Source organism: Massilia sp. Root351 (genome assembly GCF_001425045.1).
Classification (GTDB): Bacteria; Pseudomonadota; Gammaproteobacteria; order Burkholderiales; family Burkholderiaceae_D; genus Rugamonas.
Window position 1 is genome coordinate 134,575 of the sequence record NZ_LMDJ01000035.1, and the last position, 13,148, is coordinate 147,722.

Annotated in this window: 10 protein-coding genes; all 10 read right to left on the bottom strand. The window is 66.8% G+C overall.

Going from position 1 to position 13,148, the window contains the following annotated elements:
• Positions 1 to 16 precede the first annotated feature (16 nt).
• From ASD15_RS28980 to ASD15_RS29025, 10 genes are read right to left on the bottom strand one after another with little or no spacing between them, the layout of a single operon-like run.
• Positions 17 to 1,912 carry an XrtA/PEP-CTERM system amidotransferase gene (locus tag ASD15_RS28980; protein ID WP_057158486.1) on the bottom strand — a complete coding sequence of 632 codons (1,896 nt, stop codon included), beginning with the start codon at positions 1,910 to 1,912 and terminating at the stop codon, positions 17 to 19.
• Between the two features lie 41 nt (positions 1,913 to 1,953).
• Complete coding sequence (gene xrtA / locus ASD15_RS28985; RefSeq protein WP_082552224.1) at positions 1,954 to 3,564, bottom strand: exosortase A; 1,611 nt, start codon at positions 3,562 to 3,564, stop codon at positions 1,954 to 1,956.
• Positions 3,561 to 4,775, bottom strand: a complete 1,215-nt coding sequence (locus tag ASD15_RS28990) for a TIGR03087 family PEP-CTERM/XrtA system glycosyltransferase (RefSeq protein ID WP_057158487.1) — start codon at positions 4,773 to 4,775, stop codon at positions 3,561 to 3,563. The genes xrtA and ASD15_RS28990 overlap by 4 nt, the downstream gene beginning before the upstream one ends.
• 4 nt (positions 4,776 to 4,779) lie before the next feature.
• Positions 4,780 to 5,856, bottom strand: coding sequence for a FemAB family XrtA/PEP-CTERM system-associated protein (locus tag ASD15_RS28995; RefSeq protein WP_057158488.1), 1,077 nt, complete (start codon positions 5,854 to 5,856; stop codon positions 4,780 to 4,782).
• A complete protein-coding gene (locus ASD15_RS29000; RefSeq protein WP_057158489.1) occupies positions 5,853 to 6,719 on the bottom strand; it encodes an XrtA system polysaccharide deacetylase in 867 nt (288 codons plus the stop codon). Before ASD15_RS29000 ends, ASD15_RS28995 begins: the two co-directional genes overlap by 4 nt.
• Complete coding sequence (wecB, locus tag ASD15_RS29005; RefSeq protein WP_057158490.1) at positions 6,716 to 7,855, bottom strand: non-hydrolyzing UDP-N-acetylglucosamine 2-epimerase; 1,140 nt, start codon at positions 7,853 to 7,855, stop codon at positions 6,716 to 6,718. Before wecB ends, ASD15_RS29000 begins: the two co-directional genes overlap by 4 nt.
• The gene (locus tag ASD15_RS29010; protein ID WP_057158491.1) at positions 7,852 to 8,898 is read right to left on the bottom strand and encodes an XrtA/PEP-CTERM system-associated ATPase; all 1,047 of its coding nucleotides are present in this window, start codon (positions 8,896 to 8,898) and stop codon (positions 7,852 to 7,854) included. Before ASD15_RS29010 ends, wecB begins: the two co-directional genes overlap by 4 nt.
• A gap of 15 nt (positions 8,899 to 8,913) precedes the next feature.
• The gene (locus tag ASD15_RS29015) at positions 8,914 to 10,476 is read right to left on the bottom strand and encodes a TIGR03016 family PEP-CTERM system-associated outer membrane protein (RefSeq protein WP_162249954.1); all 1,563 of its coding nucleotides are present in this window, start codon (positions 10,474 to 10,476) and stop codon (positions 8,914 to 8,916) included.
• Positions 10,469 to 11,479, bottom strand: coding sequence for an XrtA-associated tyrosine autokinase (locus ASD15_RS29020; RefSeq protein WP_057158493.1), 1,011 nt, complete (start codon positions 11,477 to 11,479; stop codon positions 10,469 to 10,471). Before ASD15_RS29020 ends, ASD15_RS29015 begins: the two co-directional genes overlap by 8 nt.
• A 19-nt stretch (positions 11,480 to 11,498) precedes the next feature.
• Complete coding sequence (locus ASD15_RS29025) at positions 11,499 to 13,037, bottom strand: XrtA system polysaccharide chain length determinant (RefSeq protein WP_057158494.1); 1,539 nt, start codon at positions 13,035 to 13,037, stop codon at positions 11,499 to 11,501.
• Positions 13,038 to 13,148 lie beyond the last annotated feature (111 nt).

A 13,148-nucleotide genomic window follows, 5' to 3' on the forward strand; every position in this document is an offset into this window, starting at 1 on the left:
CGTAACCCGCTTTTTTTTAAGCCGCCATTTCCTTGCGCAGGAAGGCTTCGAACATCAGCAAAGTCCAGATCGGCGCGCTGTAGTCGCGGCGGCCGGACTGGTGGTGCTCCACCAGCTCGTGCAGGAAGGCCTTGTTGAATATCCCCGTGTCGGCCAGCATCGGCCCGAGCAGCGAGTCGCGCACGCGCTGCGCCAGCGGGCCCCGGAACCACGCCGCCAGCGGCACGGCAAAGCCCATTTTCTTGCGGTACAGGATGTCGTGCGGCAGGTGCGCCTCCAGACTCTTCTTGAACACGTACTTGCCCTCGCCGCCGCGCAGCTTCATGTTCGACGGCAGGCCGGAAATCCATTCCACCAGCTTGTGGTCCAGCAGCGGCACCCGCACTTCCAGGGCGTGCGCCATTGAGGCGCGATCGACCTTGGTCAGGATGTCGCCCGGCAGATAGGTCTTCATGTCGATGTACTGGATCAGCGACAGCGGATCGTCGGTGGGCGACTTGGCGGCATGGCCACGCATCACGTCGATGGCGCGGTAGCCTTGCAGGCCGGCGCGGAAGCTCGGGCTGAGCAGCTTGTCGCGCATGGCGTCGGACATGATGGTCACGCCGTGGAAATAACCCTCCACCGCGTCGCGCGCCAGCGCCTCGAAGGTGGTCTTGGCGCGGAACACGCGCGGCGCCCAGTCGGCCTTCGGATACAGCCGGCCCAGGGTGCCGAACACCGGCTTGCGCAGGCTGTCGGGAATGCGGCCGCGCACGTTCTGCTCGGCCATCGCATAGCGGTAGCGGCGGTAGCCGGCCAGGTTCTCGTCGCCGCCGTCGCCCGACAGCGCCACCGTGACGCGCTTGCGCGCCAGCTGGCACACGCGGTAGGTCGGAATCGCGGAACTGTCGGCGAAGGGTTCGTCGTACAGGTGGGCCAGCGTGTCGAGCAGGCCGTAGTCGTCGGTGTCCACGGTCTCGGTGTAGTGGTCGGTCTGGTACTGCGCGGCCACCATGGAGGCGTACTCGGATTCGTCGTAGGCCTTGTCGTTGAAGGCGATCGAACAGGTGTGCACCGGGCCTTCATTCAAGCCGGCCATCATCGCCACCACCGCGCTCGAATCGACGCCGCCGGACAGGAAGGCGCCCAGCGGCACCTCGGCCACCAGGCGGATCTTGACCGCCTCGCGGATGCGGGTCAGCAGCTCTTCCTGCGCGTCCTCGTCGGACATGGCGCCGTGCAGCTTGAACGGCACATCCCAATATTGCTTGGGCTGGGCCATCGGCGCGCCGACTTTTTGCAGCAGGGTGAAGCCGGGCGACAGCTTGAGCGCGCCCTTGAAGATGGTTTTCGGCTCCGGCACGTAGCCGTAGGCGAAGTAGTCTTCCACTGCCTGCGGATCGATCTCGCGGTTCAGTTGCGGCAGGGTGCGCAGCGCCTTCAGCTCGGAACTGAAAGCGAAGAAGCCGTCCGGCAGCATGGTGTAGTAGAGCGGCTTGACGCCCATGCGGTCGCGCCCCAGGAACATCACCTGCTGGTTGCGGTCCCACAGGCCGAAGGCGAACATGCCGCGGAAGCGGTGCACGCAGTCCTCGCCCCACTCTTCCCACGCGTGCACGATCACCTCGGTGTCGCAGCGGGTGCGGAAGGTGTGGCCCAGGCCCTTCAGTTCCTCGGTCAGCTCGCGGTAGTTGTAGATCTCGCCGTTGTAGCAGACCATCACGCTGCCGTCCTCGTTGCCCAGCGGCTGCAGGCCGGCCGCCACGTCGATCACCGACAGGCGGCGGTGGCCGAAGCCCACGCCCGGCTCGATGTACAGGTCGGCCTCGTCCGGGCCGCGATGGTGCTGCGTTTCATTCATCCGCGCCAGCAGCGCGCGGTCGATTTCGCGCGTGCCGCGCGTATCAAACATTCCGACTATTCCACACATGATGTCCCGCGCTTTCCAGTTTCAGTATCTATTAACGCTGCTTACTTGCGTCTGTTCGCATCCAGGGCGGCATCCACCCGGGCCAGGTTCGCAGCGAGGAATTCGCGCATCGCGGCGCGCGCCAGTTCCGGCTTGTCTTCGAACGGCGAGAAGACCATGACGGCGGCGCCGTCGTCGCTGCCGGTAAGCACCTTCTGCTTCACCTGCAGCACTTTGCCGAGGTAATCGTTGGCGGTGTAGCGGCCGTCGACCCAGTACCAGTTCCACACCAGCATGCGTCCGCCGGCGCCCGCCAGCGTGCTCTCGCGCACGGCCAGCATGCGGCCGCCCACGTTCTCCTCGCGCAGCGCCGACGCCACGCTCTGCCAGTGCGGATCCTTCTCCGCCGCCATGCGGTTCACCGAGCTGATCAGCTTGGTATTGTGGTCCTGCTTGCGGTAGTAGCGCAGGTGCACGCCGACCGGATGGCCGGCCCCGAGCGCGTAGTACTGCTGCAGTTCGGCGCTGGCCGCCGGATAGCTCGGCGACCATTGCACGAATGGCGTGGTTTGCGGCCAGGCGGCGGCGAAGCCGGACAGCTCGGCGGGCGCCGCCGCGCCTTCGCGCTGCTCCAGCCAGGCCGCGTACGCCGGCCAGACGCCGACGCAGACGGCAATGGCCAGCACGGCGGCGGCAAAGCGGCCGAATGGCGCGCTGGCGGCCGACGCCGCCGCCTCGGCGGCGGAGCGCGCCGGCGCGCTCTGCTGGTCCGGCGGCGCATCCTCGCGCCACAGGCTGCCCAGCCAGAACAGCAGGAACATCACCACGCCGAAGAACAGCCAGCCGTAAATCAGGTGGTCGACGCCGACCGCCACTGTCATGCCGCTCAGGTGGCCCAGCATCACGATCATGTAGGCGCGCAGGCCGTTGGCCAGGATGGGCACCAGCGCCGAGGCCAGGATGAACAGCGCGCGGCGCCAGGTGCTGCGGAAGGTCAGGTAGGCATACAGGCAGCCCAGCGTGACCGAGGCGATCAGGTAGCGCACGCCGCTGCACGCCTCCACCACCGACCAGTTGCCGCTCGGGATGGAGAAGTTGGTGCCGTCGCGCAGCACCGGAATGCCGGTGGCGCGCAGCGCCCACACGGTGAAGTCGGCGGTGACGCCGATCAGCGGATTGATGAAGATGTCGCCGAAGGGCACGGCGAACAGCAGGAACGCCAGCGGGAAGGCCAGCGCCCAGGCGATGCGCTTGCCCAGCAGCGCCAGCACCACCAGCGGCAGCATGGCAACGAAGGCGTAGTGGCGCACGATCTGCACGTCGCCGAATTCGGCCAGCAGCCAGCCGGCGCCGCAGGCGGCCAGCAGCAGCAAGGCCGGCCAGTACGGCGCGGCGGGCAGCTGCGCGATGGCGTCGCGGCGCTGCCACACCAGCCACAGGCTGATCGGCACGATCACGTAGCCGTGGGTGAAGGTGCCGGAACTGTCCCAGATCTCGACGATGGAGCGGGCGGTGGCGAAATAGGCCAGCAAGGGCAGCAGCAGCGCCACCACGGTCAACAGCAGCAAGGCCTTGCGCGCGCCGGGCATGGGGGCCGGCGCGGAGCCTGGCCCGGCGGCGGCGCCGGCCGCATTGGCCGCGTCGGCGGCGCTTGGCAGGATACTGGATGTCATGCTTCTTTCCTTACAGGGCGGCCGGCTTCCAGCAGTGCACAGACCTGGGCCAGATGGCTGTTCCAGCCATACAGATGTTCAACGGTGGCGCGCGCGGCGGCGCCGATGGCCGCCTCCGGCCGTTCCAGCGCGCCGTTCACGGCGTCGATGAACGCGTGCGCGTCGGCCGCCAGCAGCAGTTCGCGGCCCGGTTCGGCCTGGATGCCTTCCAGCGCCTGCGGCGACACCACCACCGTGCGCGCCATGGCCATCGCCTCCAGCACCTTGTTCTGGATCCCGCGCGCGATGCGCAGCGGCGCCACGCACAGCGCGGCGTGCGCCACGTAAGGCCGTACGTCCGGCACGGTGCCGGTGACCACCACGCCGGGCAGGCCGGCGAGCTGCTGCACTTCGGACGCGGGCCGCGCGCCGACGATGTAGAACACGGCCTGCGGATGGCGCGCGCGCACTGCGGGCAGCACCTCCTCGGCAAACCAGGTGACGGCATCGATGTTGGGCCAGTAGTCCATGGCGCCGGTAAACACCAGCGCCTGCTCGCCCTGCGCGTAGGGGGTGGCGTAGTCGCCCTGCGGCGAGAAGTACACCGTGTCCACGCCGTTGCTGAAGTGGCCGGTGCGCGCCGCGCTTTCCGGCGCCAGTTTGCGGAACAGGTCGGCCTCCGGCTCGGACACGAACAGCGCCGCGTCGCACTCGCGCGCCACGCGGCGCTCGTAGGCCAGCAGCTGGCGCGCCTCGTGCGCGTACAGCATGCTCATGGGCCAGGACTTCTTCTCGGCGTACTGGCGCCACTTGTCGGAATCGACGTCGACGAAATCGACCACCCGCGTGGCGTCCGGATAGGCCTCGGCGTACTGCGCCATGGCCGAGGAGAACACCACGATGCGGCTGATGCCTTCGCGCTGCACGGTGCCGTCCACCCAGCGCCGCAGGCCCGCGTCGCGATAGTAGTCCAGCGACAGCGAGCGGTTGCCCAGCAGCGCACCGAGGCTGCGCACGCGCGCCTGCTTCGGATGCAGCGGCGCGAAGTGCGCGCTGGCGGTCAGCGCTTCCAGGCGCGGCACGTGCTGCCAGTCGTCCTCGTCGTCGACAAAGGTGGCCAGGTGCACGCGGTAGTGCTCCGCCAGGTGCTTGAGCAAATGGTAGGAGCGGATCTTGTCGCCTTTGTTGGGCGGGTACGGTATCCGGTGTACCAGCAGGAGCAGGTTGTCCATGGCGCTATCCCAGGCTGCGGACGATATGCGGTCCCAGCAGATTGGCCACCGGCAGCGGCAGCTTCTTCCACAGCTTGATGAAGAGCTGGTACTTCGGATTGAGCGGATTGTTGTCCGGCAGCTCGCTGGCCGCGTGCATCTGGTACTCGTAGGCCAGTGGGGTAGCGCTGAAACCCCAGTTCTTCTTGAAGTCGTAGGCGCCGGTGCCGAGCTTGCTGCGCCCGAAGTCGAACAGCCGCACGCCGCGCTCGACCGACGCTTCCATCAGGTTCCAGTACATGAAGTCGTTGCCCGCCACCTCGCGCGCGATCGGCATGCTGCCGCCGTAGTAGGGCAACACCTCGTCGCGCCAGAAGAAGCTCATCACGCCGGCCACCGGCTCGCCGTCCTTGACGATGATGCGGATTTCACACTGCTCGCCGAACAGTTCCTTGATCAGCGCGAAGTACTTCTTCGGGAACACCGGCGTGCCCAGGCGCAGCACGCTGGTGGCGTAGATGTGGAAGAAGCGGTCCACGGTCTGGTCGATTTGCGCCGTGAGGCCGCACTTGATGCCCTTGCGTACCATCGCGCGCTGCTTGCGTGGGATGGCGTTCATGTTTTCCTCGTGGTTGGCGCTGATGGCTTTGCGGAAGGTGACGTACAAATCCTTCACGTGCCAGCCCGGCTTGCCGGTCGGTTCGATGTTGCGGTATTCCAGGTGGCCCACGCCCAGCTCGCCGGCCAACTTGGCGGCGGCCGCGTCCAGCATGGCGCGCGCGTGGTCGTTCAGCGCCACCACGCCGCCGTGCACGCAGAATGGCAGCGAGCTGAGCGAGTGGCCGAACAGCCGGCTCTTGATCTGGCACAAGCCCAGGATGCCCTGGATCTGGCCGTCCTGCTCGACGTAGTAGAACCAGGTCTTGTGGCCGTAGCAGCGCTGGATCAGCGTCTGCCATGCGCTCAGGTGGAAGAAGGTGGCCTGCGGCGCGGCGCGCACGAAGGCGTCCCAGCGGCCGTGGTCGGCCGGGGTCAGCAGTTTCAGGGTGGCGGCGGCGGCCGGCGCTTGCTGCTGCGGCACTGCGTCGATGACGGAACTCATGGCTTGCCCAGGAAGATGCGGTCCATGCGGTCCCACGCGAAATCGCGCGTGAGCGCCTGGATGCGGCCATCCATCCTGGCCAGGTTGACGTAGTGGCGGAAGCGCGTCTTCAGGTTGATGCCGTCCGGACGCGGCTGGCCAGGGTCGATCTCCCATGGATGGAAGTAGAAGATCGCGGGCTGGCCGTCCTCCTGGTTCACCTTGCGCATCATCCAGCGCGACAGCGAATACGGCAGCAGGCGGAAATAGCCGCCGCCGCCGGCCGGCAGGTTGCGCGAGCCCATGCGCACGGTGGTGATCGGCACTTCCAGCAGGCCGCCGGCGTTTTCCGGATGCCAGGCGAAGCGCGGCGCGTCCGGCATGCCGTAGTGGTCGTGCTGCACCGGGTAGATGCTGGAACTGTAGCGGTAGCCCGCTTCCTGCAGCGCATCGAGCGCCCACAGGTTGCCATGGCCGATGGAGAAGCTCGGCGCGCGGTAGCCCAGCACCGCCTGGCCGCCCAGGTCCTCCAGGATGGCCTTGCTGCTGCCGATGTCCTGCATGAAGGCGGCGCGGTCCTGGTCCGAGGCGCGCAGGTGGCCGTAGCCGTGGCTGGCCAGCTCGTGGCCGCCGGCCACGATGCGCTTGACCATGGCCGGATAGCGCTCGGCGATCCAGCCCAGCGTGAAGAAGGTGGCGTGCACATTGCCCGCTTCCAGGATGGCCAGGATGCGGTCGATATTGGCTTCCACGCGGCACTCGCGCTCGGGCCAGCTGTCGCGCGCGATATAAGGCGCGAAGGCGGAGACCTGGAAGTAGTCTTCCACGTCGATGGTCATGGCGTTGCGGATCGGCGCGCGGGCCGGGTTCTGGACGTGGTTCATGATGTCTTGCATCCGTTCTGCATCCACGCTTGCAGCGCGGCGGCGATACGCACGGCGGCCTGGCCGTCCCAGAAGCGCGGCACGCGGCCGGCCTTGCCGCCGCCGGCCATCACTTCGGCGTAGATGGCCAGGATGCGCTGCGGATCCTGGCCGGCGATGGTGTTGCTGCCCTGCGCCACCGTGATGGGACGCTCGGTGTTGTTGCGCAGCGTGATGCAGGGCACGCCCAGCGCGGTGGTCTCTTCCTGGATGCCGCCGGAATCGGTCAGCACCACGCGCGCCTGCTTCATCAGTCCCAGCATTTCCAGGTAGCCCATGGGCGGCAGCAGCAGCACGTTGTCCGTTTCCACCAGGTGGTTCAGGCCGGCCTGTTCTATCATGCCGCGCGTGCGCGGATGCAGCGGGAAGATCACCGGCGTGCGCTGCGCGATCACGGCCGCCGTCTCGAGCAGGGTGCGCAGCACGGCCGGGTCGTCCACGTTGGACGGACGGTGCAGGGTCAGTACCGCGTAGCCTTCGGCGCCGTCGGCCAGGCCGGGACGGCCGGCATCGGCCACGATGGCGGCGGCGGGCACGGCGCGCGGCAGGTTGCGCACCAGGGTGTCGATCATCACGTTGCCGACGAACTGGATGCGGTGCGCCGCCACGCCTTCGCGCAGCAGGTTTTCTTCGCCGCTTTCCTCGGTGGTAAACAGCAGGTCGGAAATCTGGTCGGTCAGCACGCGGTTGATTTCCTCCGGCATGGCGCGGTCGAAGCTGCGCAGGCCCGCCTCCACGTGGATCACCGGCACGCCCTTCTTGGCCGCCACCAGCGCGCAGGCGATGGTGGAGTTGACGTCGCCCACCACCAGCACGGCGGTCGGCTGCACCTCATCCAGCGCCGGTTCGAACTTCCTCATCACCTCGGCGGTCTGCTGCGCGTGGCTGCCGGAACCGACTTCCAGGTTGATGTCCGGCGCCGGGATGCCGAGCGCCTCGAAGTACTGGTGGTTCATGGCCACGTCGTAATGCTGGCCGGTGTGCACCAGCTTGACATCCACCTGCGGGCGCAGCGCGGACAGCGCCGCCATGATGGGCGCCATCTTCATGAAATTGGGGCGCGCTCCCACCACGCACAGGATGCGGAAGGCGCTCATTCGTTGTTGTCCTGCACCGCGCCGTTGGCGGCGCTGGGGCTGGGGCTGGCGCCGGCGCCCATGCCGGCGCCGGCCGGCGGCGCGGCAACGATTTTCTTCAGGATGTTGAGCACCGATCCCATCGACCGCTCGAGCCGCATCATGCGCTCGTCCATGCCGTCCGGGTAGGCCGAATTGACCACCGCCATGTCGGCCTCGTCGACCTGCACTTTGGCCGGCTCCGGCGGCGCCTGGAATTCGGTGGCGATGTCCTTGATCACGTCTTCCACGTGGGCCCCGGTGAACTCGTGCAGCTCCTCCAGGAAACCCATCAGCAGCAAGCGGTCGCACAGCGCATTGGTCATGCGCGGGATGCCGCCGGTGTAGCTGAAGATGGCGGCGTGCGCCTCCGGCGTGAAGGCCGGGTCGTTGTTCCAGCCCACCGTGTGCAGGCGGTGCTCGATGTAGGCCTGGGTTTCCTGCGCGTCCATCGGCCCCAGGTGGTAGGTGGCGATCACGCGCTGGCGCAGCTGCTGCATGTCCGGGCTGTGCAGGGTGGCGCGGAACTCGGGCTGGCCCAGCAGGAAAGTCTGCAGCAGCGACTTGTCGTCGGTCTGGAAGTTCGACAGCATGCGCAGCTCTTCCACCGTGCGCGGCGTCAGGTTCTGCGCCTCGTCCACCACCAGCAGCGCGCGGCGGCCCTGCTGGTCGCAGGCGCGCAGGAAGGCTTCCAGCCGGGTCAGCAGCGTGCTCTTGCTGGCGTCTTCGCTGGGCAGGCCGAAGGCCGCCAGCACCATGCGCAGCGTGTCTTCCGAGTTGAGCGCGGTGTTGACGATGTGCGCCGCCACGATCTGCTGCGAGGACAGCGTGTTGAGCATGTTGCGCACCAGCGTGGTCTTGCCGGCGCCGACTTCGCCGGTAATGACGATGAAGCCCTCGCCCTGCGACAGGCCATACTCCAGGTAAGCCATGGCCCGCTTGTGGCCCTTGCTGCCGAAGAAAAAATGCGGGTCCGGCCGCAGCCGGAACGGTTTGGCGCTAAGGCCGTAGTAACTTTCGTACATCCTTGCCAGACTCCACTAGAACTGCTTGCTCACGGACGCCGAAATGGCGTTCTCGGTGTAGTCGCGCCCGGCGACTGCGGTCACGCCCTTGACCCGGCGCACTTCCAGGTTGCCGTTCACCTTGCGGGCGAACTGGCGCGTCAGGCTGAGCCTGATGGAGCGGTTGTTATCGCTGCGGTCCTGCGTCAGCGATTCGGACCGGTTGACGGTGCCGGTCAGATTGAGGCCGGTGCGCGGGGACAGGCGCCAGTTGAAGGTGGCGGTGGCGCCGCTCTGGCGCGTATTGTCGTTCAGCGTATTGGTCGAGCCGCCCAGCAGGCCGGCATCGACGTCCAGCAGCGACAGGCCGTTGCGGCGCGAACTGACCAGCGCCAGCACCAGCGTGCCGCGCGCACTGTTGAAGGCGGCGGTGGCCTGCAGCTGTTTCTGCAGCATGTAGCGGTTGCTCAGGTAATTGATGCTGTTGGCCAGCGACGGCGGCAGGCCGGCGGCGATGATGTAGGCTTCAACCGCCTGGCGGCGCGCCGCCGCGTCCGGTATCTGGGCCTGGAACAGCTGGTCCAGCAGGGCGAAGGTATTGACCGCCGACGGCAGCTGGAACTGCGAGCGGGTGGTGGTGACGGCGTCGCTGTAGGTCAGCGACCAGACGCTGGTGCGGGTGCGGTGGTTGGCAGACAGGAAATAACTGTCGCCGAAGTAGCGCTTGCCCACGTTGAGCTGCACGCTGGTGCGCCCGCTGGGACGCCAGCTGCCGCCCACCGACCAGTTCTTGCCCTTGGTCACGCCGCCCAGCGACTGGTAGTCGTACTTATCGTAGCCGCCGGTCACCGTCAGGGTCAGCTGCGGCGAATACAGGTAGTTCAACGTGCCCAGCATGTTCTGGCTGCTCGAGCTTTGCGCGATCGAGTCGTCCAGGTTCTGGCGCGTGTAGTACAGGTTCCAGCCGATCTGGCGGTAGGCGCTGCCGCTGGCCAGGTTCAAGGTCACTTGGTCGCTGGTGCTGGTGCCGAAATCGCTGCGGTCGGAACTGACCCTGTCGCGCGCATAGCGCAGTTCGGCGTTGGCCTGCGAGCCGAAGCGGTGCAGCAGGTAGGGGCTGACGCGCCAGGTCTTGATCTCGCTGCTGATGCCGGGCGCGAACGGGTTGGCCGGCGTGCCGCCGACGTTGGGGCCGAACGCCGACACGCCCTGCTCGGTGATGCTGGCGGTGCTGTCGAGGAACAGCATTTCGCTGATCAATTTGGCCTTCAAGTCGGCCTGCAGGTTCTGCTGGCCGCTGTTGGCGTTCTGGCCGTTCGGACCGCGCAGGTTCTCGTCGGCGTACTTGTAGAAATGCTTGTTGTAGCTGGCGCGAAAGTCGATGCGCGGCCCCTGGTTCTGCAGTACGAAGCCCGGCGACAGCTCGGTGATGAACTGGCTGCGCTCCTGGCCTTCGGCAGCCAGCATCACGTTATCGGTCCAGGTCTCGCGCAGGCTGGCGTTGGGGGCGAAGGTCCAGTCCGCGCGGCTGGGCTGCGCCAGCGACAGCGCAGCCAGGCCCACCGCTGCCGCCAATCCAGTGCGGCGCGGTTTAGCCATAGTGATAGTCATAGGTTTCGGTGCCGGGGAATTCTCGGGTCTTGTTGTAGATCAGGTTCACATTGTTCAAGCCTTCGAGCTGGCTCAGCGCTTCCTTGACCGCGTGCTGGGTGGTGCGCTCGGCTTCCACCACCACCACGATCTGGCCCATGTGGCCGGCCAGCACGTGCGCTTCGCTGGTCAGCAGCAGCGGCGGCGAATCGAAGATGACGATACGGTCCGGATAGCGGTTGGCGATCTCGTAGACCAGCGAGGTCATGGTCTGGCTGGCCAGCAGCTCGGTGGCGCGCGGGTTGCTGGTGCCGGCCGGCAGCAGGGTCAGCGTGTCGACGTTGGTGCGCAGCATGACGTCGGCCATGTCGACCTTCTCGTCCAGCAGCAGGTCCATCAGGCCGCGCTGGACCGGCAGGCCCAGCGTGCGCAGCACCGAAGGGCGCGCCACGTCGGCGTCCACCAGCAGCACCGTGTGGTCCAGCTCCATCGCGATGCTCATGGCCAGATTGATCGAGCAGAAGGTTTTTCCTTCGCCGGGCAGCGAGCTGGTGATCATGATCAGGTTGCCCGGCTTCTCGCCGGCCGGGCGCGGGCCGAAGGCGCGCTTGATCAGCGGGCGCTTGATGACGCGGAAGTCCTCCACCAGGGTGGTGCGGCCGCCGGCGGCGGTAACCAGGCCGATGTCCTGCATGTGCTGCAAGTCCAGTTCCACGCGGCGCGGGCCGCGGCGCGGCGCGCCTTCGGCCACGGCGGCGTCGCCCGACGGGGCGGCTGCCGGAGCAGATGCCGCGGAGACGGCTGCAACCGGAGCGGCTGCGGGCGCGGGCGCGGCTGCGGCCACTGCGGCGGCGGGCGCAGCTTCCTGCGGGGCGGCGGCCATGGCGGCAGCCACGGCGGCGGCGTGGCCGGCGTCCTGGACGGCCGGGGCGGCCGCCGGCGCGGCGCTATCGGCGGCCGGCGCGTCCTTCGGGTGCTCTATGCGGCTGGCCGCGCGTTCAATAATGCTCATCGGATTCCCCGTGGATCTATCAGATTGGTTTCAGCAGCAAAGCCGCCATCACGCCGCCATAGGCGGTAAACAGCACCGCCACCGCGGCGCTGAAGGCGTACAGCCGGCGCCGGCGGCGCACTTTTTGCTGCTCGGTCCAGTTCATGCTGATGGTGCCCAGGATGGGAACGCCGGTAATGCTGCGCAAGGCGGACTGGCTGACAAAGGTCGGCCGGATCTGGCTCATCAGCAGCGCCACGCCCAGGCCCATCAGCAAGGCTGCGCCGAACACCATGGACATCAGGCGCGGACGGTTGGGGCCGATCGGCAAGGTCGATGCGGTGGGCGGGTCGATCACGCGGAAGCTCAGCATGTCGGTGGCCGAAGTCAGGTCGCCGGACAGGCGGGCCGCCTCGCGGCGCTCCACCAGCTTGCTGTAGTTTTCCTTGTTGATCTGGTAGTCCCGGTTCAGCTGCGCCAGCTGGGCTTCGACTTCCGGCGCCGCCGTGCTCTGGCCGCGCAAACGGCCCAGACGCGCACTGTACTCGTCCACGCGCGCCTTCAGCGACGCCACGCGCGCTTCCTCCACCGACAGCGCGACGTTCATCTGCTGCATCATGGGGCTGTAGTTGATGCCGGGATCGGCGCTGCGCACGCGCTTCTTGGCTTCTTCCTTCTTGCGCGCTTGCAGTTGCGCCAGCAGGCGGCGGTTCGACACGATGTCGGGATGCTCTTCCGTGAACTGCAGGCGCAGCGCGTCCAGATTCTTTTCGACGGTCTGGATGCGGCCGTCGAGTTCCGGATTCAAGCCTTCATCCTGCTGCGGGATGGCCTGGGTCAGCGGGGCCGGCTCTTCGCCGCCCATCTGGCGCTTGATGGCGTTGCGGGCCTGCTCGGCCTCGGCCAATTCCAGGCGCGCCGCGTTCAGCTTGTCGGCCATGTCGGCCAGGGTGCTGCTGTAGTCGGTGCCCTGGCGCGGCAACAGGCCCATGTTCTGGATCTTGAAGTCTTTCAGCGCGTTCTCGCCGGCGGCCAGCTTTTCCTCGTAGCTCTTGATCTGGTCTTCAATGAACTGCACCGCCTTGTCCGACTCCAGCTTCTTGCCGCCGAAGCTGCCTTCGACGAACAGGGTCAGCAGCGATTGCACGATCTGCTTGCCCAGCTTGGGATCGGGATTGTTATAGGAAATGGTGTAGATGTCGTCGCGCTCGGTGCCGGTCACCTTGATCTGCGCGGTCAGCTCGTCGACCAGTTTTTCGTGCTCCTGCACCGTCTTGGTCTTGATGTCCAGGTCGACGCTGCGCATGACCTTTTCCACATTGGGACGGCTGATCAGCGTGCGGCGCATGAATTGCACCTGCTGTTCCACGTTGGGCACGCTGGTCATGCCCGACAGCAAGGGCCGCAGAATGCTTTGCGTATCGACGTACACGCGCGCCGACGCCTGATAATCGTCGGGCATCCGGTAGACCACCGCCCAGCCAACGACCGCCACCACCCAGGAGATCGCCACGGCGTACCAGCGGTACTTGCCGATAGCTTTGAGGAAGGTTAAGAGCAGTGCCTGTAATTCCGCCATATTGTCTATCTCGCCTAATGAATTGCTGCGCGCATCGTACTTGCTTAAAATGCATCAAATCGCACCTATGATACATGAGTTTGCAAGCCATGTTACTACTAAATGGCGCCG